Genomic DNA, 22,208 nt, shown 5'->3' with positions numbered 1-22,208 from the left:
TCCACCATTATTGTGTCACACTTATCACGGCAACACTGTGATTTAAGTGATAACAAACAAAATAGCTTCCTCAAGACCCCCGCGAACTTATCCAGAAAATCGCCACGCGTGACAGCAAACGAGGCAATATGATTAGCAAGAACCAAATTGGGCCAAAGACGGCACAAAATGGTGCAAATGATCCACAGCTGCTTATTTTGAAAGCACGCCGCGTGTTCGTTTTGGCACTTATTTATGCAGCCCTGCTGAGTGCGTGTATCGGCATATTGCAGCTCTCGACGCCGCTCTACATGATGCAGGTTCATGACCGCGTGCTGAACAGCCAGAGCATGGATACGCTCGTCATGCTGACGATTCTCGTCGTCGGCGCGCTGGTGATCTACGGCGTGCTCGAATACATCCGGGCGCTGACATTCCAGGCCATGGGCAGTGCCGTGGTGCGCTGGCTGAACCTGCCGGTCCTGACCGCCGCGGTTCAGGCGGCAGCCGATCAAGGGCTAACCCGGGCGACCCAGTCGCTGAGAGACCTCGTCGAACTGCGCAGCTTCCTGACGACGTCCGCCGTCAGCGCGCCGCTCGACGCCGCCTGGTCGCCGATCTTCCTCGGCGTTCTCTTCGCCCTGCATCCGATGTTTGGCCTGCTTGGCGCCATCTCTGTTGCCCTGCTCATATGCTGTGGATTGTTGACCGACCTTTTGACTCGCCGCCTGATGAAAGAGGCCAATCAAGCCAATATCGAGGCCGTCTCGAAAATTGGTGCCAGCCTGCGCCACGCCGAAGCGATCGAAGCTATGGGCATGCTGCCTGCACTGGCGCGACGCTGGCGGGCGGCGCAAATGCATGCGCTCGATGCGCTCGAGACCAGCGGCAGCAGAAGCAAGGCGATGGCCTCGATCACGCGTTCGATACGCTTCATGATCCAGGCGGCGGCTCTCGCGACGGGCGCGATTCTTGTGATGAAGCAGGAGATCTCTCCCGGCGCCATGATGGCGACAACCATCCTCGTCGGCCGCCTTCTCGCCCCATTTGATTCGATGATCGAGAACTGGCGGCAGTGGGTGACGGCCATTGCGAGCTGGCGCCGGATCGAAGCGGCCCTCGGCCAGGACCTGGCCGTGCGCCAGACGATGCCGCAGCCACGTACGCAAGGCGACCTCGTCATCGACAAGCTCGTCTATGCAGCACCGGGCCTCGACGTGCCGATCATCAAGGGTATCGGTTTTTCCCTTTCGCCCGGTGAAGTGCTCGGTATCGTTGGGCCGTCGGCTGCGGGAAAGTCGACGCTCGCCCGCCTCCTCGTCGGCATCTTGAAGCCGACCACCGGCGGCGTCTTTCTCGACGGCAACAATGTCTACCTCTGGGAACGTTCTTCGTTCGGACAGATGACCGGCTACCTGCCGCAATCCGTCTCGCTGCTTGAAGGCACGATCCGCGACAACATCTCGCGCATGGAGGAAGGCGAGCCGCAGAAGGTTCTCGAGGCCGCCCGCCTTGCCGACGTGCACGACATGATCGGACGCCTGCCGCTCGGCTACGACACACCGGTCGGAGATGGCCACCTGACGCTTTCCGGCGGACAGCGCCAGCGCATTGCGCTTGCCCGCTGCCTCTACGACCGCCCTCGCCTGATCGTACTCGACGAGCCGAATGCCAACCTCGATGCGATCGGCGAAAGGGCACTGATCCGCGCGATCGATCGGGCGCGCAACGACGGCGCGATCGTCATCATGATCGCCCACCGTCCGACCATCATGCAGGCGGCAGACAAACTGCTTGTGCTTGAAAACGGCCGCATCACGCAGTTCGGACCGCGAACCGACGTGGTCGCTTCCATGACACCCGGCGAACCGAGACGGGAAGGCGTTTCTGCATGACCAACAAACCAAAACTGCCGATCGCACGCGACACGCAAGCGGTGGTCGCGAGCGACCAGGAGGCTCGCCTGCCCGCAATCGCCAACCGGCCTCATCCATTGCACGGCCTCGACGTCGATACGGATGGCAGCGCCACAGCGCCACTGCGAGGGGTGGTCCTTGCCGGCCTGACGACGATCCTCGTCGCCTTCGGCGGCTTCTTTGGCTGGGCCTTTTCGACCGAACTCAGCAGCGCGTCGGTTGCCAGCGGCACGGTCGTTGTCGATACGAAGCGCAAAACCGTCAGCCACTTCGAAGGCGGCATCCTGAACCGGCTCCTGGTTCAGGAAGGCGACCGTGTCCTCGCCGGCCAGCCGCTGCTGAAACTGGAGGACACGCGCGCCCGCTCTGACCTCCAGGCGCTGCAAAGCCGCCGCATCGGTCTGATCGCAAAACTTGCGCGGCTGCGCGCCGAACAGACCGAACTGCAATCGATCGCTTTTCCTGGCGATCTGACCGCGACATCGGACGCGACAGCCGAAGACGCGATCAAAGCGGAAACGAATTTCTTCGACCGGCGTCGCGAAGCCAAGACCGGCCGCCTGGAGGTTCAGCGCAAGACGATAGAAGAGTATTCGGAAAAGGCGAAATCGCTGGCCGAGCAGATTCGGGCAACCGATCGCCAGATCGAGCTGATCAACGAACAGCGCACGTCGATTGCGACGCTGGTCGAGAAGGAATACGCGCAGCGCTCGAAGCTGATCGAGATCGACGCCAAGCTCAGCGAGCTGGCCGCAACCCGCGGCGAGCTCGCCGGCAACAAGGCCCAGGCCGAGAAGGCGGAAGCCGGGGCAGAACTCGGTTTGACCGGCATCGAGAACGAGTTTCAGTCGGAGATTGCCGGCGAGATCACCACGGCGCGCCTTGAGCTCTCCGATGTCGAAGAACGGCTCGTGGCCGCCAGGGACATCCTGACGCGCCTTGATGTCCGGTCGCCGCAGACGGGCGTCGTCACCAACATTCAACTGCGCACGCCGGGCAGCGCCGTCTCGGCCGGCCAGCCGCTGCTCGACATCGTGCCGGAGGATGAGCCGCTGCTTGTCGAAATGCATGTGGGTACCCGCGACATCGACAGCATCGGCATCGGCTCCAAGACGCAGATCCGGTTGACTGCCTATAACCAGCGCACACATCTGCCGCTTGATGGCGAAATTACCTATGTGGCGGCAGATCAATCGGTCGATGAGAAGTCGAACGTCTCCTACTATGTGGCACGCGCCCGCATTGCCCCAACATCGCTCTCGTCAAACCCGGACATCCGCCTCTATCCGGGCATGCCTGCCGAGGTGCTCATCGTCCACAAACCGCGTTCGGCGATCGACTACATGGTCTCCCCGATCGCCGACAGCGTGAATCGGGCGTTCCGCGAAGACTGACAAAAGACCGAGTTCATCCACGAAAGCCGGCGAAATTCAATTTCGCCGGCAATTTGTTTCTAATTTTGAATTTATTTCGAAGTAATAGCAAATCTATTACCCCTTATATCTCGGGGATAATCATCAAAATGATACAAGATATACATCGTAGGTAGCAGATAATAATACAGTACATCTGATTTTATTTGTTTTTTGCTGTTGCCATATGTTTTTTTGCAGTGCAATGTCGCCGCGCTCGCCACCGGTTTTGAGACCGGACGATGAGCGCAAGCAACAACCTAGATGACGTAAGCAACAACTAAGAGGAGTAGCATATGGCCACGTTGGAAGGCGGCGCGTATGATGACGCCCTTTTTGGCTCGCGCTTCGACGACTTCATCCATGCCCGTGGCGGCGATGACTTCGTGAACGGAGGCAATGGCAACGACACGATCTTCGGCGACGAAGGTGACGACCTACTGTTCGGCGGCAACGGGAATGATACCCTGTTTGGCGGCTGGGGCAGCGATGTAATCCATGGCGACAACGGGAATGACGTCCTGTTCGGCGGCCATGGCGACGACCTGCTTTACGGCGACAAGGGGAATGACATCCTCATTGGCGGCGACGGCAGCGACCTGTTGATGGGCGGCAAGGGCAGTGACATCCTGTTCGGCGGCGCCGGCAACGACGTCATCAACGGCGGCGCCGGTGACGATGTCATGACCGGTGGTACCGGAAGCGATGTCTTCGTCTTTGACGGCGGTGGCGGTAACGACGTCATCCTCGACTTCACGCCGGGCGAAGACCTCCTGCAGATTTCGAAGGACATCAACGGCCTCGACATCTCTTCTCCGGAAGACCTGGCATCTCGCGTCACCCAGGTTGGTGGCAATGTGGTCATCGACTTCGGCCATGGCGATACGCTGACGCTCGTCAATGCGGACGCCGACGACATCCAGGCCAACCCGAACCACTACTTCACGATCCATTGAGATTGACTGGTGCGCCCCACTTCCTCCCGTGGGGCGCCCTCCCTTCTGTCCAGGAGTAGAGCGTGACGGCAGACGACCGTATCCGAAGCTTCGGCCAAGATTTCGCAAGCGCCGCAGCATTCAGGCTTAGCTCCGACGTTGCTGTGCTGATCTGGGACACGCCCACTGAGCGACCGGCCAAGACCAGATATGCGCTTTCGGCATCGCGATCCCTGGTTCCTCTCGTCAGCATGGCGCTCCCGCGCGCCGGCGGCGGACAACGCATCTTCTGGGCGATGCGCTCGGGAAGCGAGCGTGAGCTTGCAGAGATCGGCGCCGACGGCGACATCCTGCAAACCGTCGTCCTCGAACCGGCAAACAGGCTCCCTTTCCTCGATCTGGCGGCGCAACTTGGAGACCTTCTTCCCGAGGGCCGCCTCAAGTTTCTCAATAACCTGCTGACGGTCTGGCGGACCGCATTCCGGCTTTCTCGCGATGAGTTCTTTATCGGCCTCGTCGATGACGTCATCCATGCGCTGGACCTTGGGCAGCGCCCAGCAACTGTCATCTGCCGGCTTGCGCAGGGACGTTATCTGGCAGAAACCGCGATCAACGCCGAACTGGGCGAAATCAACGCCATCTATGCGCTGAGTGCCGATGCCATTTCGCCGCTGCCGCAACAGTTTGCCATCACCGGCCGGGCCGAGCGCGGCCAGCGGCGCTTCCATTTCGTTTTCGAAGTGCCACGCAAGCCGCAGGCGCTCACCCTCATGATCGTTGGAAAACGCGGGATAACGATCCGCGAACTGGCGCATCGGGGATCCCGTTACCCAAGCCTCCAGCAGTGGTGGCCGGAACATGGTGCTGCACCGGGCCTGCGCGAATTCGTCGTTCGTTGCCTTTCGGAGGCACCCGAGAACGGCACGGCACTTGCGATCGACCTGCAGCTTCGCTCCGCCCTGCCAGCCCGGCAGGCCGGCAAGTCGCCGCTTCATCCCGGCGCGGAAATCGACCTTGCGCTCGCCTTGCCCGACGGGCTGCTCGTTGGCGGCTGGACACGCGATGTGAACGGCGTTCTCTCGGGGATCGACTATCTCCACGAGGACGGCACGACCGTTCCGCTCGACGGCAATTGTTACGAATTCCCCGGCTGGGCACGCGGGGCGGAAGAGGGCTCCAAAACCGACGTCACGGGCTTTGTCAGCTGGCTGCCGTTGCGCGAGCCACTCGGTGCGCTCCTTCAGCCACGCTTCCAGATGCGGCTTGCCTCCGGCGCGGTCAAATCCATCGTGCCGAAACCGCAACCCTTCGACCCGGCAACGCAACGCAACCGTATCCTGCGCGCCGTGCCACCGCAGCACGCGATCGACGCTGCATTTCGTACAATCCTTGCGCCGGCGCTCAAGGACGTCGAACAACGGCTGGGCAAGACCATCCACGTGGACCAGACAAAGGATTTTGGCCCCCTCCTCGACGCGCCGCTGGTCTCGATCGTGGTGCCGCTTTACCGGGTTCTCGATTTCCTGCGCTTCCAGCTCTCGGGGCTTGCGACGGACCCCTTTGTCGCCGCCAATGCCGAGATCATCTACGTGCTCGATTCACCGGAGATCCACGACGAGACGGAGCATCTGCTCGGCGGCTTTCATCTGCTGCACGGGCTTTCGATGAAGCTGGTGGTGATGAACCGCAACGGTGGCTATGCCCGCGCCTGCAACGCTGGCGCGCGTTTTGCCCGCGGCCAGGTCGTCGTCATGCTCAACTCCGACGTCGTACCCTGCGGGCCCGGCTGGCTCGAGACCCTTGCGCTCCCGGTTCTACAGCAGAAGTCCATTGGCGCAATCGGTCCGAAGCTCCTCTTTGAAGACGGTTCCCTGCAGCATGCCGGCCTCTATTTTGGCCGCAACAAGCAGGGCATCTGGCTCAACCATCATTTCTACAAGGGCATGCCTGGCGCCTATCCGCCAGCACAGCAAGCGCGTGTCGTGCCCGGGGTCACTGGCGCCTGTCAGGTCATGCGCCGGGACGTCTGGGAGCTGGTCGGTGGTTACGCCGAGGACTTCGTGATCGGCGATTACGAGGACAGCGACCTCTGCCTCAAGATCCGCCGGGCGGGCTTCGACATCGTCTATGAACCGGCCGCCTGCCTCTACCATCTCGAGCGGCGTTCGATCAGCCGCAGCCAGGATTACACGCGCGGCGTCGCCAGCCAATACAATGCATGGCTGCATACCGAGCGTTGGAACGACGACATCGCCGCTTTGATGCCGGCCTACCTCGGTGCCGAAGAAGCGGTTGCGCCGCGTATCCAGAAACTTGCCAGGAGTGCCGCATGAACCAACCCGTCCTTCGCAATGCAGACAGCCTCGAGCCGGTCTCGCAACCAAACGAAGATCGCATCGAGGGCATGCTTCAGACGGTGCTTGCCAATCGCTTTTTGCCCCAACCCGACAGCAACAGCGTGTTTGTCGGGGACGGCAGCTACAGGGCGGTCGGTGCGGAATTTCTCGGCCATTTCATCCGGATGGGTGGCTTGCAGCCGGCAAGCCGCGTGCTCGATATCGGGAGCGGCATTGGCCGAATGGCCGTTCCGCTGACGCAATACCTCGACACCGAGCGCGGCTATTATGTCGGAATAGACCCGGTTGAGAGCGGCATCGCCTGGTGCCGACAAGCGGTCACGCGGGTCTATCCGAATTTTGCCTTCCAGCACGTGGACATTGCCAACGAACTCTACAATCCCGACGGCAAGATCAACGGCAAGGCGCTGAGACTGCCCTATCCCGACCGGCAGTTCGATTTTGCAATCATGACCTCGATCGTCACGCATCTGCCGCCCGACGAAGTGCTCGTTTATCTCAGCGAAATCAGTAGGATGTTGAAGCCCGGCGGACGGCTCTTCATGACGGCCTTCGTGGTTGATCAAGTGGCAGCCAGGAACGAATCCGGCGCAAGGGATGCGCGCCTGGCCTTCAATCGCAGCGGCGACGGCCCCTGCTGGTTTGTGCCGGGCCTTCCGCCGCTTGCAGCCGTCGGTTTCGACGACGGGTTTCTCGATCGGGCACTGGAGCGCGCTGGCTTCATGACCGTGCTGAAATCGCTCGGGCACTGGCGTGGACAGGCTGCCGGCCACTATCAGGACGTCTTCGTCGCCGAGCGCCGGGGTGCTGGCGCATGACGAAGCGCATTCTGGTCGCAGCGCATAATCATCCGGCCCTCCATCCGGGGGGCACGGAGATTTTTGCGCACGACCTCTTCCGCGCTTACCAGCGCGCCGGCCACGAGGTGCTCTTCCTCGGCGCCACCAACCAGACCCATCGCCAGGTGCGTCCGGGCACGAGCTTCCAGGCGATCGGATCGGCTGGCGACGAGGTCTTGCTGTGGTCGGGCCACTTCGACCGCTTCTTCATGAGCCAGATCGACCTTTATGGCGTCGTGCCTGACCTCACCGAACTCTTGCAAGATTTTCGCCCTGACGTCGTGCACATCCACCATCTGCTGCTGCTTGGCGCCGAGTTTCCGCACATCGTGCGCCGGACCTTGCCGGACTGTCGGATCGTGATGACGCTGCACGACTACTATCCTCTGTGCCATCATGACGGGCTGATGGTGCGCACCAGCGGCAAGGAACTCTGCCACACATCATCCCCCGACCGCTGCCATGGCTGCTTCAAGGATATCCCGCTTGATCGCTTCGTGCTGCGTGAGCAGCATTTGAAGGCGCTGCTTCGGACCGTGGATCGCTTCGTCTCGCCGAGCCAGTTCCTCCGGCAGCGGTATATCGACTGGGGGCTCAATGCGGATGAGATCGACGTCATTCCCAACGGCCTGCCGCGACGCGAAACCCCGAACAGAAAGGACCGGCAGGAAAACGACCGTCCGGTCTTCGGCTACTTCGGCAATCTCAATCCCTGGAAGGGAACGACCGTTCTGCTTGAAGCCGCCCGGCAGCTGATCGACGAGGGCCTGCGTTTTGAACTCAGGGTTCATGGCGCAGCACCTTTCCAGAGCGACACGTTCAAGGATGACATCGCACGGCTGTTCAAGAAGACGGCGCCGACAGTCCAGCAGCGCGGCGCCTACCGCCGCGAGGATATCGCCGAGCTCATTGCTGCGGTCGACTGCACGATCGTACCTTCCATCTGGTGGGAGAATGCGCCGCTCGTCATCGGCGAAGCTCAAGCCCAGAAGAAACCGGTGATCACCAGCAACATTGGCGGCATGGCCGAGATGGTTCAAGACGGAGCGAACGGCTTGACCGTCGCGCCGAATGACCCGCGCGCGCTCGCCGCCGCCATGCGCCGCATCGCCGAAAACCCGGATCTCAGGCGCCGCCTTTCGGCAAGCGCCCGCAAACCCGACGATATCGACACCACTGCCCGGCGCTATCTCGCTGTCATCGACGCGATCGAGCCCCAAGAAACCGCCGCGGCCTAGAGGGAAGACCATGTCTGCAGTAGCCGATAAGCCGGACGTCGCGCCGGAACAGAACAATTCCAAGCCTTTGAAGGGCCGGGTGGACGCAATCGACCAGGGCCGCGTCTTCGGCTGGGCATTCGATCCGGAAACCCCTGAAAAACGGCTCGCCATCCGCGTGCTTCTCGACGGCAAGGTGATTGGCGAGGCGCTGGCCGACCGTAACCGGCCGGACCTCAAGCGCAATGGCATCGGCGATGGCAACCACGCCTTCGAGATTGCACTGCCGGAAATGGCGAGCGCCCGCGCCGGCGAACTTGTCGTCATGGCAGCGACGGACAAGGGCGCCGAGCTGCCGCTGCGCGTTCCCAAACCCGACGAACAAGCGGCCGAAGCGCTGATCGCAGCGCCCCTTGCCAAAGTGCTCGACAAGCTCGACGTGCTGATGGCAGCGCAGCGCCAGCTTCAGGTCTCCCAGCGCTCCGCAATCAAGCAGAAGCTCGACGACGGTAGCGAGGACGTCGAAGCGCCGGGTCTCGTCGCGATCAGCGAAGATGTCGCCAGTCTGCGCGCGGAGATCACCCAGCGCCTGACCGACCTCGACGTTCACCTGATGCGGCTTGATGGCGTGGTCGCCGGCATGGAAAAGAGCCTCAACGCGCTCAAGCAACGCTCGAACGGCGATCTGAAGCCGGCCTTCCTGCTTCTCTTCGTGCTTGCTGGCTTTGCCGCCGGCGCGATGCTCTCCCTTTTCCTGCGAACCTGAGGCGGCTCATGGCCAATTCGGAACTCGTTCTGTCGCCTGTTTCCACTCCCACGCCGCTTGCCAGGATCACGCGGGGCGGACGGGTCGTCGTATGTCCGCTTGACGACGGCCTGATGATCGCGATCGGCGCAGGCGGACCGATGCCGGATCAGGCACCCGTGGAGATGGACGAAGACCCGTCGCGCGAGATGGTCGCATCGATCGTCAGCTGGCGACTGGCCTTGCCGCAGTCTTCTGCAACGCACGGCTTTGCCGCACTGATTTCCGCCGACGACACGGCGCGCGTTCCTGCGACGGTCCGTTTCGGGGCGCAGGGCAACGGCAAACGCTACGTCGTCGCGCCACGCGCCGGCAAGTCCAGCGAAATCGTTGCGATGCTGAAGGAGCTTGCCGGTCCGCAGGCGGTTCATGTCTTAGGTCGTCTGATCGATCTGCTGATGAACCAGCTCGCCAACGACGCGCGGGTTGACGTGATCTTGTCGCTGCTGAAATCCGGAACCGCCACGGACGGCTACATCGAGTTGCTCGGCGAAAGCCACGACGGCGCCATTGCGCTCAAGGGATGGGCGCAAGACATGCCCGCCGGCAATTGCAGGGTAATCGTCAAGGCAGAGGTCGCATCCTTTGCCGAGTGTTCGATCGCCGTCTTTCCAAGAAATGACGCTCCAGATGGAGCCGCCGGATTTGTCGGCATGTTGAGCGCCAACGACCTGCCACGCCTGCGGGACATCAAGGGCTTCTATTATCGCGGCCGCGGTGCCTGGCGGTATGCGGCAATCCACGAACGCAAATTGATCGTCGGTCCGCTTGAAACCCCGGGCCACATCCGCGCGCTTCTGCTTCAAAGCCAGAGCTCTCCCCAAGTGCTGCTGCGGTTGCGCGAGGCCGCCAACGACTTCGACGGCACGGAGACGATCTCCAGCCTGCCGGTCCCCGTGCGTCTGGGTGTGGATGCCCTCTACCAGGGCGATGGCGGTGGCATGCTGATTTCCGGTTGGCTGCTCGATCCTGAAGGGCACGTCGAAAGTGTCCGCCTGCGCCGGTCGCGCAATGAAGCACGACTGGACGTCGAGTGGACGCGAACCGAACGGCTGGATGTCGAAGACGCCTTCGTTGACCGGCCGGAGTTCAGAAACGCAATTTCGGGCCATCGTCGATCGCACGGCTTCATCGGCTTCGTGCCGACGCTCGGCACTGATCCGGCGGCTTCCGTTCATCTCGAAGTGACGTTGCGCGAAGGTCGTCGGGCCCACATGCCGCTCTTTCCGGTGAGGTTGCCGCCGCGCATGGCAGCCCTGCGGCTGCTCAATTCTATCGATCCGACAAGCTGGGCCCTGCCCGACATTATCGACCGGCAGATCGTTCCTTTTCTCAACGTTGCACGCTCTGGCGCTCCGTCCATCGAGACCGTCCTGGACACAGGTCCGTTCGACCAGGCACACGGCCCTGCACTCCTTCTTCTCGCAGACGACGCCGAAGACGACTTTGCGCCCCTGTTAGGCCTTCTTGCCCTTGATCCGCATACGCGCCGCGCGCCGATCGCGCTTGCCCTTTCTCCAGAACGGTTCCGCAGGCACGCCGCACAGATCCGCCAGCTTGCCGAATTCTACCGCCTGCCGCTGCGTCTCGTATCCGTCGACGGTGCCGGCGGTGTCGCCGACTTGGCGCAGGCGGCGGCCAGGACCATGGACAGTGACGTCGTCATCCTCCTCTCGGCGTCGCTGACACCGGCCAATCCCGGGTGGTACCAAACGCTGGTTGCCGCCTACGAGGACAACAGGGGAAGTATCATCTCCCCGACGCTCGCCTACGAGGATCACTCGATCCGTTGGGCTGGCAGTACATCGCTCGATCGCCCGGATATGCTCCAGTCGAGCCGCTATGCCGGTTACCCGGTCGGCGCCGTCAGCCGGCTGAAACTGACGCGCGTCGCGGCCGCTTCACTCGACTGCTGCATCATGCCGCGTGAGGCGCTGGTGCAGGACCTGGGCCCAGCGCCGAGCTATCTCGGCTCTGCACTCAAGGGATTGGATCTCGCGCTCCGGTTAAGCCGCAAGGGGTACGAGGCGCACTGGCTGCCCTCCCTGCAGATGGTGGGATCGGACGAGGCTGCCGTAGCGGGTTCAGCGGCCACCGCAAGGTTCGTGGACCGCGTCGACCGGACCCTCTTTCGCGCCCACTGGACGTCCGCCACCGAAACCGACATCGCGCTGGTCGAGGAGGCTTCCGCATGACTGAAAAACTTCGCGTTCTCGTGGTGTCGCACGGCCACCCGACCCACTCGCTTGGTGGGGCAGAAATTGCTTCGCACGGTCTGCACAAAGCCCTCAACACGCAGGCCGGCATCGAATCGGTCTATCTCGCCCGCGTCGGCAATCCCGTTCCCCGTCACGGCGCCTCGGCACTGATGAGCCTGCGGCTTGCGACCGACGAAGTGCTCTATCACGCCGAGGATTTTGATCACTTTTTCCTCTCCAACGGCGATACGGATGCAATCCGGCGCGACCTGTTGCGCTTTGTCGGCGACATCCGACCCGACATCGTCCACTTCCACCACATTCTCGGCTTCGGCCTGGAGGCACTCTACGCCGTGCGCGACGCCCTGCCGAAAGCCCGCATCGTCGTCACGTACCACGAATATCTGCCGATCTGCCACAATCACGGACAGATGGTGAAGCGACCCTCGGGCCAGCTTTGCAACGGCGCCTCGCCGACCAATTGTCACACGTGTTTTCCGGAAATCCCCGTGTCACGCTTCGTGCGCCGCGAACAGTTCGTGCGCGGCATGCTCAACCTTGCCGACGCCTTCATCGCGCCGAGCGCTTTTCTCGCCAATCGTTACGTCGAATGGGGGATCGAGGCGGAGAAGATTTTCGTCGTCGAGAACGGTATCGTGCTTGGCGACAAGGCGCCGGCGCGCGAACTTCAGGCACCAAATGCGCGGCGCAATCGCTTCGCCTATTTCGGGCAGATGACGCCGTTCAAGGGCGTGCATGTCCTGATCGACGCGGTGTCGCGGGTGCCCGACGACGTCTGGGGCGACGATTCGAACCTCATGATTTTTGGCGGCAACCTTGAACGCCAGCCAAAGGACTATCAGGATCGCATGGCGAAACTGATCGAGGACGCCGGACGCCGTGTCCGCTTCTACGGTTCCTACCAGAATCAGGACATGCCGCGGCTGATGCGCTCGGTCGACTGGGTGATCATGCCGTCTGTCTGGTGGGAAAACTCCCCGATCGTCATCCAGGAGGCGCTCCACCACGGCCGCCCGATCCTCTGCTCCGACATCGGCGGCATGGCCGAAAAAGTCCGCGACCGCCTCGACGGCCACCACTTCCGCGCCGGCAGCGCCCAGGATCTCGCCGATCGGCTGGTCGATGTGCTGAAGACCCCGCGGGCCTGGGACAACCTGCGCGCCACGATGCGGCGGCCGATGAGCCACCTCGATTGTGCAAGGGAGCATGTCGCGCTGTATCGAAAGCTGCTCAAGGAGGAGCAGCCGTCTATGCCGAGTGCGGCGGTGGCGTAAGGTGCAACGAACGCCATGTCACACTGCTCAGCCAGATCGAGGCAGCCGGCCGAGATGGCGCCCCGGCTCAAGCGTCGTTCGAAGGCACTGCGTTATGCTCGCGGTTGCTGCCCCACCAATGATGAAAATGATGCACCGGCCCCCGCCCCTGCCCGATGGTCAGATCATCCGCCGCGACCAGCGCGTCATGAAGATAGGTTTTGGCGGCTATGACCGCACCCGCAATCGGCTCACCCTTGGCAAGCCCTGCGGCGATTGCAGCCGAGAGGGTGCATCCGGTGCCGTGATCGTTCCTGGTCTCTATCCGCGGCCGCGAAAGGTGCAGCACGCCCATATCGCTATAGAGAATGTCGATCGCGTCCCTGCCTCTGGCGTGCCCGCCCTTCATGAGCACCGAACGCGCACCGAGTTTCAGAAGCATCTCGGCTTGGCGCGAGATCTCAGTCTCGTTTTCGGCGATCGCACGTCCCGTCAACAGCGCCGCCTCCGGCAGGTTCGGCGTCAGCACAAGCGCGAGCGGCAGCAACTCCTCCTTGAGCGTCGCGATCGCATCCGAGCGCATCAGATGATCGCCTGAGGTTGCAACCATCACCGGATCGACGACAGCCAGCTTGTCGTAGCGCCTCAGACCGGCCGCAACTACCCCAATCGTCTCCCGTCGCGACACCATGCCGATTTTCACGGAGCCGACAGCGAGGTCCGAAAACACGGCATCGATCTGAGCTGCAACGACGGCCGGGGAAATATCCTCGACAGCAGATACCCCACGGGTATTCTGCGCCGTGACCGCGGTGACCACGCTCGCCCCATAGACACCCAGCGCCGAGAACGTCTTCAGATCCGCCTGGATGCCCGCCCCGCCGCCAGAATCCGAGCCTGCTATGGTGACAGCAATCGCGGTCATCGACCCACCTGCATGAGACGTAAGCCATTTCGGATTGAGGCAAAGACAGCCAGCAGCAAAGCGATCTCCCAAAAAAACTGACGGAGACCCGGCCAAAGGCTGTAAAGACGGCTTATGAGGAGATGGCCCCTTGCCGTTCCTACGCCGGTATGATCCGGATCAGGTTCAAGGGTCTGGCTCATCGCCATCTCAGCACTGTCAGTGCGCCCCTCGGCGAGAGAGATGCTAGGGGCGGATGACGGGAGATGTCAACCGGCGGAGTTAAGGACTCGGGTACTCCCGCTATGCGCAATTTGGGGAGAAAACCTTAGCTGTCAAAAACACAAAGAAGGCCCTGTTGCCGGAAGAGTGTAGAGAGACCTCGGCCCACAGTGCAAACCGCAAGCGTACGCGCTTATGTCCGAAACCGGTCAGCCGCGCTTAGCCTGAGTCGGATGCAACATAAACTCCATGGAAATGCGTCGGTACTCTTTTTGAGGATCTTGACGGTGCCATAGAAGGCAAAGCACGCGCAAGCCGGACGGAGCCCGAGTTCGCTATGAGGCCCTCGGCCACGGGAATGGATAATTAGGAGGATGGAAATCACCTGCCTGGTCGCGCCAGCGACCGGGCAATGTCGATGATATCGTCGCGAGACGCCGTCGGATCCTCCTTGTTCCAGGCGACACCAAGCCCGATCTTGAGATCGACGCCGCGCACGGGCTTGAGCTCGAAACCTCGGTTCGGCAGGTCCTTCGTCCATTCCGGCGCAAAGCCGATGCCGAGGCCGGCGGAAACGAGCGACACCAGCGAGAAAGTATCATCACAGCTATAGGCGATGTTTCCGGTCAGACCATGGGTCTCGAACATCTCGGAGAAATAGCGCTCGGAATAGGAAAGGTTCTCACGGGAAAAGGCGATGATCTTCTCGGAGCGGAGGTCATCGATGTCGATCTCGCTTCGTAGAGCCAGTCGGCTCGTCTTCTCGACGGCCAGCAGATAGCGCTCATGCGCGATCGAGAAGAATCGCAAGGACCCGATGTTTTCGACCGGACGGATGAAGCCGAGATTGATCTTGCCGTTCTCTATAGAGCGGATGATGTCGCTGGTCGAGCCGCTCGTCACATGCAGAGCGACATCGGGAAACTTCCGGCCGATCCGAGAGAGAAACCTTGGCAGGACGCTAATGGTCGCCGGGTACACGGTTCCGATCTTGACCGTCCTCGCTGCCTTGCCGGCAGCAGACCGTGCCACATCCATCGATAGCCCAACATCACCAATGATCCGGACTGCTCGTTCGTAGAACACTTCCCCTGCGCGCGTCAGCTCGACCCGGCGGGTTGACCGCTCGAGCAGCCGTACACCGAGTTCCTTCTCCAGTGCCTGGATGTGCGCACTCAGTGCCGGCTGGGCAATGCACATCCGAGCCGCCGCTCGATTGAAGTGCAACTCCTCAGCCACCGCAACGAAGAAGGAGAGTTGGCGCAGTTCCATAGATATAGTGCCTTTACATCGGCGCAAAATGACGCACTGACCAGCATTCTCGCCGGCCGCCAAAAGTTGACTAGTGATGAAAAGTTGACGCACAGTCCCACGCGCGGCTGGAAGAATCGCCGCACGTCGCCTACACCTGTAGTCGTAGTTGCTTCCGCCCCGAGCGTCAAGCGATTTCGCTACACTTGTATTCGTTTTAGGAACCGCTAATGGCTGACCTGACCCCCGAAGCTAACCGAGCTGCTCGGGCCATCCTCAAATGGTCCGTTCGCGACCTAGCGGACAAGGCAGGTATCGCATTTTCAACTGTGCATCGCTTTGAATCCACTGGATCCGCAACAGAGTCGACAAAAGCAAAGATCAAGGCCGCGTTCGCGGCGCACGATGTCGAAATCACGAACGGCGACTATACTGGCGCACGCCTCTTCTTGCACAGAGCCAAAGATTAGTCGCAACCTACAAAGCGGCGCTCCGAGTGCGGTCATAATCGGCGGCGCACGAGGGGCCCCCGCCCCTCATTCCGTTTCGTTGCGGATCACCCGCAAAATGACGCACGCGCCGATGCCTATCAGAGCACCCGGAAGATCGTAGTCGGGATTGTGCCGACGCGCATGGTCCTCGCGGGCCCGCTGGAAGAACATCCTGCTGGCGCCACCCGGCCGCGACGCCCGAAATCCTCCGAGTCCTTTATGGGCAGAACCCCTTCGCCGCGATCGCGGCTGACACCCTCCTTGTCCATGGCGCGCATCACGACCGCGACTGACGCTTCAGCATTGCTGGACTGATGGAAGACATCCTTGTAGCCGATTGCGAGCTCACCCGGTGGCTTCCACCGCCCCGGGGAGCGATGCCAATCATATGATGGGTAACCCATTGGTACTACGTCACAGATCCTTTAGTGCGACGAGAGACGGAACGACTGTGTGATTGAGAATAGAGACGCGATAGCTGTTTGGCCGGCCCTACGCCATATCCGTTCACCACGCACGTTTCGTCATCTGGGTGACAACTTTCGGCTCTTCGTTTGCCGTAGAGACGCTGCTTGCGCCAACGAGAGGGTTAATTGGTCATGGGCAGCAACTTGTTGAATTGCCCGCAAGAAGCTCCAGGCCGCCCGCAAATCTTGCCTTTGGACTGCAGCCATCCCAACTGCTACTTCGTTGAAAGCCGCTCCATGGGCGTCCCTGGCCGTGATTGCCAGAAAAGTGCGCTCACCAAACCTCTCGGCCACGGCCTTCGAGAAGCGTTCAAGCTCGCCCTTCACCTCGCTGTCGGCATAAACAACGTGGATAGCATTTTGCACATCCTTGCGACCAATCGCGTCTCGTGCCTCTGTCAGAACCTGCCTCGCCTGGAATGAAAGCGCCGGGATGTCGATCGCGAGCTTCGTTCGCAGTTTCTGCTCCTCCGCTAGGTACCTTTCCTCTGTCTGGCGGCGAAGCCGAATATAAAACGAGAGGTTCCGCGAAAGAGCGGGCACGTTTGCATGCGCGCGGACGCGGTCCTGTTTGTCAGTTCGCCAAGCAAGTAGTCCACTCTTTCCGTTAATGGCACCGAACGTCCCCGGACTAAGCTCAATCTTGGCAAGAGTTGCGCCTGCCACGTCCTCGTTTTTGAGCATAGCCTCGACATCAATCGCCTTTAGGGCCAACTGCGGATCAGCATAGACAAGGCAGAAACGCAAACTAACGTCCTCCCATTGGCGCTTCAGACTCTCATTGGACGTAAGCCTCTCCTCGATAGTCTCGGTGACGGTCCTAGAAAAGGTCTTGATCCCGGCGAGCATCGGAACCTCGACGTCGACTGCGTCGGAATGCTTCATTTGCACGGCAGCTGTGCCGAGCCAGGAGCGTTCGCAAACCGTCGTCAACCTCTGAACAAGCTCGCTCAGCCGCTGCTTCTGTCGGACAGTCCATTCGAGACGATTACAAACCAGCGTGCGTGCCACTGCCATGAGGTGCAAACCTCGAATCTCTGCAAACCGCAAGGCATGCCGGTAGAGGGAGCGATCCGTGTAGTCGAGCGTTGATTCCTTTGTGTTCGCGCGTGCCAATACTGAAACCAGCCCACCAGCGTTTTCGAACGAGCGCCGCCCGTAGTAGATCGCTAACTCTTCGCGGTGTCTCGTCATACCGACATAAGCGAGATGTCGATCGAGTGAGAGTGAAGCCAGTAGCTTTACATTATCGACCGTTGTGCCCTGACTTTTATGTATCGTGGTAGCATACCCAAGATCTACGTTCGGGTATGTTCGGCTCTCCACAGTCACAGGACGGAGAAGGCCGCGATCACCAACCTCCACCACAATCCGATTAAAGTTAGCTTCGACCACACGACCGATCATTCCGTTCTTGACGTTTAGCATTCGGTCATTTTTCAGAAAAACAACTTGGTCGCCCGGCGCGAAGTGGCGCGCTCCCTCTTGCGCAGAAAAGGGAAGCCCTTTTCCAACCATTCCACGCTCGACCAGTTTAGCACGCGCCTTCTCGTTTAATGACCGAACATCGCGACGCAAATGAGCTAGAATTAACGAGGTCTTTGTTGGATCGTAGTCTCTATTCCAATCGGTGATTAGCGCTTCGACTGCTTCGGCTTTCAGCGCAGTACTAACGATCCTGTCGTGGGCTTCGTAGGCACGGATCGCATCCCCCACTTGTCCGCGAGCAAGAGCCAATGACGCCGATCGCATCCAGTCTTGGCGTTGGCGGTATATGACGTCTAGTTCAGAGTAACCGATGCGTCCCACAATTGCGCGGAATGGTGCACCCGCCTCGATTGGCTGGAGTTGGTCCGGATCGCCAATCAAGACGAGCTTCGCGCCCGTCTTCACAACGGTCTCAATTAGAGATGCCATCTGCCGCGACGAGACCATGCCCGCCTCATCAAGAACGAAAATTGATCTGTTGTTGAGGGTGGTGCGTCCCTCTGCCCAACGACGCTCCCAAGAAGAGAGGGTTGCGGCAGCAATCCCCGCATCCTTCTCCAATCCTTCGGCAGCCTTGCCGGCGAGCGCACCTCCGACCACTTGATACCCGGATGCCTCCCAGACGCCCCGCGCAACTTTCATCATTGTGGTCTTGCCGGCGCCCGCCCGGCCAACAACCGCCGCCAGTCGCCCGCCCCTGTAACGTTGGCAACTGCTGCCTCTTGCTCTGTGGACAGTCGCGACACGCGACATAGCGCGCGCCGGTTCTTTACGGACGCGGTAGGTTGATTGACGCGCCAACCAAGCAGCACGTTCAGCCATTTCTGCTTCCAGACGGATCAGTTTCCGCGTCGTGTACTTGGCCGGGGTACGAGTACTGGTCCCAACATCTAATCGCTCGCGGTCGATTCGCAAGATCTCGGGGGATTGGAGGATACGGGCCATGAGTTGGGCAAACACCCTCTCATCGCCGGTGTACCGATGAAGAACGTTCGCGATGTCGCGTTCATCGAAAACGCTTTTTTGGCTAACGATTAGGTCAAGTACTATTTCCGGCCGCTGCTGAATGCGGCGGGCATTTTGTGCGCGTCGCGCCTCTTGCAATTCAATCGACTTCGGTTTTCGCAGGGCCGATGTCGTTTCGCTCTCTATCCTGCGCTCAATTGCCTTCGTTTCAGCGCTAAAGCGTATGCTTGGCTCAAGGTCGATGCCCTGTCGCGCGAATGACCTTCCATCAATCCGGAGATCGGGACCAGCAAGCGCCAGATGACGATTTTGGCAGGCAAACCAGCCGTCGCGAAAGGCATTGAATTCCGCAAGTCGCCCACCCAGTTGCGATACGCGATTCTGCCGTTGGACCTGCGCCGCGGCGTCCCATCGGCGGAAACTACCTTCATTTCCTTCAGTCCGAAACCAGCGACGGTGAGTGGTCGGAAAGTCATCATAAGATGAACATGAGGATTTCCAGGAGTGTTGTGGTAGACCCAATCAGCCACCATGCCGTTCGCCAAGACATGTTGCTCGACGAACTCGCGCACCAATGCAATGTTCTGATCGCTCGTAAGCTCGATTGGAAGTGCAAGCATCACATCCCTGGCAAGCTGTGCGTCCAGTCGCTCCTCGAAATTCTCAACGCGGTTCCAGAATGCTTCCGATGCACTTGTAGCCGAGGTGCCAACCACAATCGACTGCAACCACTCCGGCCCACCGACGGGAATGGCAAATTCCTCGTGCAAAAGATCACGCTTCTCCGAATACTTCGCCGTTGTGGCTTCGCGCTCGAAGTACATCGTTGCTCGATCTTTGTACGCCGCTGAAAGTAGGGCGCTTTTTCCTTTTCCACGACTGATCACGTTGACGTCAAAATGGGGACTGACCAAGACACTTCCTCCCGGCTCGGTGCGAATTCCGCGGGTTCCGGATGGCGCCATACGACTGCTTAAGGAGTGGAACCTTACGTGCGTGTCCGGCCCTGCCGAGCGCGTGCCGGAAGTGCCAATAAATGTCTGTGTTCCATACCCATTACGAAAGGGACAGAAGTGCTCACCAATTTTGCGGGTGAGCGATTTGGCGGATCAACGGTCTGGGATAGGTTTAATGGGCTGAATCCACTGAAGTCAGGCCGAACGAATCCCACCTATATCGCGCTGGTTCACAATCGAACGCGAGTGGATGCCGACGAAGTGGGAGACTGCGTGCGGCGGGATGATTGGCAAGCGAAGACGGCAAAAACGAACAGTGGCCTATCCTACCGGTCGGGCCGCGCCAGCGACCGAGCAATGTCGATGATATTGTCCTCGACACCGTTGCGTCCTCTTTGCCCGAGGCTACACCAAGCCCGATCTTCAGATCGACCCCCGCACAGGCTGAAGCTCGAAACCACCGTTCGACAGATCCTTCGTCGCAAGGAACCGATTTCTTTCGACCGGACTGATGAATCCAGGATTGATCTGGCCGTGTCCAGTCCGCGGATGATGTCGCGTGCAAAGCGACATCCGGAAACTTCCGGCCGATACGCGATAGAAAAACAGGCAGCACCCCTATGGTTGCGGGATAGACCGTCTCTATCTTTCTCGAGCGCTGCCGCCTTGCCTGCCACCGAGCGCGCCACGTCCATCGAGAGCCCGACGTCGCGATGATCCGTACGGCCGATCATAGAACACACCTTCTCTTCTCTATTCGGCGTGCTGGCGTCAAGTGCCGCGTCCTTTGGCATACTGATCTCATCGCAGGATCTCGCTTATCTCCGGGATCAGCTGTTTCCGCTCTCTCTACATGGGGTCAGAAGAATGAAGCAGTTCACTTTGCCCGCAGCGTTCTAATCGCTGAGACGATCGATACCAGGGGAGGTGCGAACTTGCTTCATCTGCCGTCCTGCGAGGGACATCACTCCGCTTTCCGCGGAACCGCTTGATGAAGGCTGCCTGGCTTACCCGTGTGATGCGCTCGGCAGCTCTTCTCGAGTCCAGTTGAACGGTGCGTTGTTGCTCCACATGCGATGCATAACTACGGCCAACCTGCGGGCCAGCGCAGTAATCGCCTTGGCCCGACTTCGCCTCTTTGCCACGCTCATCGCCCAAGCCTTGATGGACAAAAAACAGGAGATGCCGCCGATCCGTTTGCTCTCTCCGGATTCATTCAAATGCGGAGTTAGCCCCAGGACCGCGCCGACTGACTTTGAGTTCTTGAACATTTGAGGGATGTCGATGGTGCTTGAAGGCAACAGCCACAATCGGTCCTACTCCTGGAACCGTCATGAACCGTCGGCATGTCGCGTCGTTGCGCGCGATGTCCAGAACCTTCCCATGCGGTCGAGAGAACTCTAGCTTGAGCTTCGCGCGTGCCGATAGCAGGGGCCCTACGATTTCCTTGATATCAGCGATGTCGCCAATGGCCGGCTTTGGCGAGCCCCTCAAACAGCCACAGCGATAGTGGCCCTGGCTCCAGGCCAACTCGTTCAAAATTCCACATCGTCTCCTGTAGAACGGCGATTAAGTCCTCCGGGTGGCTGACGACTTTAATTTCCCGACAGACACGCCCTGCCTCATCAACGATGCAGACCGCCGTTTCTTTGACCCTTACGCCAGGCCGCTATAGTGTTTCATGCTGCACTCCTTTCCGATGCTTGTGGCTGTTGTAGAACATGACCACGCCTATCATCGCTCGGGGTGCAGCACCCTCCTCTACCTATTCAAAGCGGAGGTTCAGCCTCGAGCCGAATACCCCATCTGCCCGGGTCAGTTCTACCCTCCGGGTCGACCGCTCAAGCAGCCGAATACCCAGTTCCTTCTCCAGTGCCTGGATGTGCGATCTCAACGCCGGCTGGGCGATACACATCCATGCCGCTACCCGATTGAAATGGAGCTCCTCTGCCACCGCAACAAAGTAGGAGATTTGGCGTAATTCCATGCCGTCCCGGGTCCCCTGCATGCGCCTCGATCGCAATCATAGTTTTATAGTGCGTGGTTTTATAGGCTGCCAAATGGTGTTGTCTGCTCATGGACGTACGACAACGGGTGGCGCTAAATCTCCGACGGTTAAGGGTAGCGGGACAACTTTCGCAGAACGATCTGGCTCTTGTAGCCGGGATCCTATGCAGGCCACTTGGAACGGGGCAGCAAGAATCCGACGGTCGTCACTCTGGAGAAACTCGCTTTGGCCCGTAAACGCGACGTTTCAGAGTTAGTAAGTCGCCTCCGAAAAACGCGTCCGACATCAAGCCACTGAAAAGTGGGCGCCGAAGCTCCCTAGTGAAACGACCGACCTAGTTTGCTCAAGAGCAAGCAGAAAACGAATCCAAGAAAACGTGTGTTCCAACGGCCCAAATAGGGTTCGTGTCCAACACTTTCTGCTCGACAAATTATGGTGTGGACTTGACACGATTGGCAAGGTCACGGCAAAGGCAACTTGAGTGTGCGGCGGGCGTCAATCTGCTCTCATTCCAGAATAATGC

The 22,208-nt window shown here is 60.2% G+C and carries 13 protein-coding genes, 3 pseudogenes and 1 riboswitch; of the genes and pseudogenes, 10 read left to right on the top strand and 6 right to left on the bottom strand.

The genetic code is table 11. The features are described from left to right. Nucleotides 1-128: 128 nt before the first annotated feature. The 9 genes from VGO04_RS28535 (at nucleotide 129) to VGO04_RS28495 (ending at nucleotide 12,953) form a co-directional block, all read left to right on the top strand. Nucleotides 129-1,874, top strand: coding sequence for a type I secretion system permease/ATPase (locus VGO04_RS28535; RefSeq protein WP_327499334.1), 1,746 nt, complete (start codon nucleotides 129-131; stop codon nucleotides 1,872-1,874). Beyond that, nucleotides 1,871-3,289 carry an HlyD family type I secretion periplasmic adaptor subunit gene (locus VGO04_RS28530; protein WP_327499333.1) on the top strand — a complete coding sequence of 473 codons (1,419 nt, stop codon included), beginning with the start codon at nucleotides 1,871-1,873 and terminating at the stop codon, nucleotides 3,287-3,289. The genes VGO04_RS28535 and VGO04_RS28530 overlap by 4 nt, the downstream gene beginning before the upstream one ends. A gap of 314 nt (nucleotides 3,290-3,603) precedes the next feature. After that, nucleotides 3,604-4,263 carry a calcium-binding protein gene (locus VGO04_RS28525; RefSeq protein ID WP_327499332.1) on the top strand — a complete coding sequence of 220 codons (660 nt, stop codon included), beginning with the start codon at nucleotides 3,604-3,606 and terminating at the stop codon, nucleotides 4,261-4,263. Between the two features lie 62 nt (nucleotides 4,264-4,325). Next, entirely contained in the window at nucleotides 4,326-6,575 is a 2,250-nt protein-coding gene (locus VGO04_RS28520; RefSeq protein WP_327499331.1) for a glycosyltransferase family 2 protein, read from the top strand. A 71-nt stretch (nucleotides 6,576-6,646) separates the two neighbouring features. Then, the gene (locus tag VGO04_RS28515; protein WP_414650622.1) at nucleotides 6,647-7,417 is read left to right on the top strand and encodes a class I SAM-dependent methyltransferase; all 771 of its coding nucleotides are present in this window, start codon (nucleotides 6,647-6,649) and stop codon (nucleotides 7,415-7,417) included. Further along, nucleotides 7,414-8,676, top strand: a complete 1,263-nt coding sequence (locus VGO04_RS28510) for a glycosyltransferase family 4 protein (RefSeq protein ID WP_327499329.1) — start codon at nucleotides 7,414-7,416, stop codon at nucleotides 8,674-8,676. Before VGO04_RS28515 ends, VGO04_RS28510 begins: the two co-directional genes overlap by 4 nt. Nucleotides 8,677-8,686: 10 nt before the next feature. Next, the gene (locus VGO04_RS28505) at nucleotides 8,687-9,421 is read left to right on the top strand and encodes a hypothetical protein (protein WP_327499328.1); all 735 of its coding nucleotides are present in this window, start codon (nucleotides 8,687-8,689) and stop codon (nucleotides 9,419-9,421) included. An 8-nt stretch (nucleotides 9,422-9,429) separates the two neighbouring features. Further along, nucleotides 9,430-11,655, top strand: coding sequence for a hypothetical protein (locus tag VGO04_RS28500; protein ID WP_327499327.1), 2,226 nt, complete (start codon nucleotides 9,430-9,432; stop codon nucleotides 11,653-11,655). Next, nucleotides 11,652-12,953 carry a glycosyltransferase family 4 protein gene (locus VGO04_RS28495; RefSeq protein WP_327499326.1) on the top strand — a complete coding sequence of 434 codons (1,302 nt, stop codon included), beginning with the start codon at nucleotides 11,652-11,654 and terminating at the stop codon, nucleotides 12,951-12,953. Before VGO04_RS28500 ends, VGO04_RS28495 begins: the two co-directional genes overlap by 4 nt. A gap of 67 nt (nucleotides 12,954-13,020) precedes the next feature. Here VGO04_RS28495 and thiD read toward each other — a convergent pair whose 3' ends face one another. Continuing rightward, the gene (gene thiD, locus VGO04_RS28490; protein WP_327499325.1) at nucleotides 13,021-13,857 is read right to left on the bottom strand and encodes a bifunctional hydroxymethylpyrimidine kinase/phosphomethylpyrimidine kinase; all 837 of its coding nucleotides are present in this window, start codon (nucleotides 13,855-13,857) and stop codon (nucleotides 13,021-13,023) included. 119 nt (nucleotides 13,858-13,976) lie between these two features. Continuing rightward, nucleotides 13,977-14,078: riboswitch (TPP riboswitch) on the bottom strand. A 361-nt stretch (nucleotides 14,079-14,439) separates the two neighbouring features. Next, nucleotides 14,440-15,330, bottom strand: coding sequence for a LysR family transcriptional regulator (locus tag VGO04_RS28485; RefSeq protein ID WP_327499324.1), 891 nt, complete (start codon nucleotides 15,328-15,330; stop codon nucleotides 14,440-14,442). 209 nt (nucleotides 15,331-15,539) lie between these two features. Here VGO04_RS28485 and VGO04_RS28480 point away from each other — a divergent pair, with 209 nt between their 5' ends. After that, entirely contained in the window at nucleotides 15,540-15,779 is a 240-nt protein-coding gene (locus VGO04_RS28480) for a helix-turn-helix transcriptional regulator (RefSeq protein ID WP_327499323.1), read from the top strand. 545 nt (nucleotides 15,780-16,324) lie between these two features. Here VGO04_RS28480 and VGO04_RS28475 read toward each other — a convergent pair. From VGO04_RS28475 to VGO04_RS28460, 4 genes and pseudogenes are all read right to left on the bottom strand, one after another. Then, the gene (locus VGO04_RS28475; RefSeq protein WP_349256603.1) at nucleotides 16,325-17,284 is read right to left on the bottom strand and encodes a BID domain-containing protein; all 960 of its coding nucleotides are present in this window, start codon (nucleotides 17,282-17,284) and stop codon (nucleotides 16,325-16,327) included. A gap of 69 nt (nucleotides 17,285-17,353) precedes the next feature. Next, nucleotides 17,354-19,545 (bottom strand): annotated as a pseudogene (traA, locus tag VGO04_RS28470) (Ti-type conjugative transfer relaxase TraA); the annotation flags it as partial. 1,139 nt (nucleotides 19,546-20,684) lie between these two features. Beyond that, nucleotides 20,685-21,360, bottom strand: a pseudogene (locus tag VGO04_RS28465) (transposase). Nucleotides 21,361-21,463: 103 nt separating this feature from the next. After that, nucleotides 21,464-21,664, bottom strand: a pseudogene (locus tag VGO04_RS28460) (LysR family transcriptional regulator); the annotation flags it as partial. Nucleotides 21,665-22,208: the final 544 nt, after the last annotated feature.

This window comes from Ensifer sp. (assembly GCF_035999185.1).
Classification (GTDB): Bacteria; Pseudomonadota; Alphaproteobacteria; order Rhizobiales; family Rhizobiaceae; genus Ensifer.
This window is presented reverse-complemented; position numbering and strand designations above follow the sequence as displayed.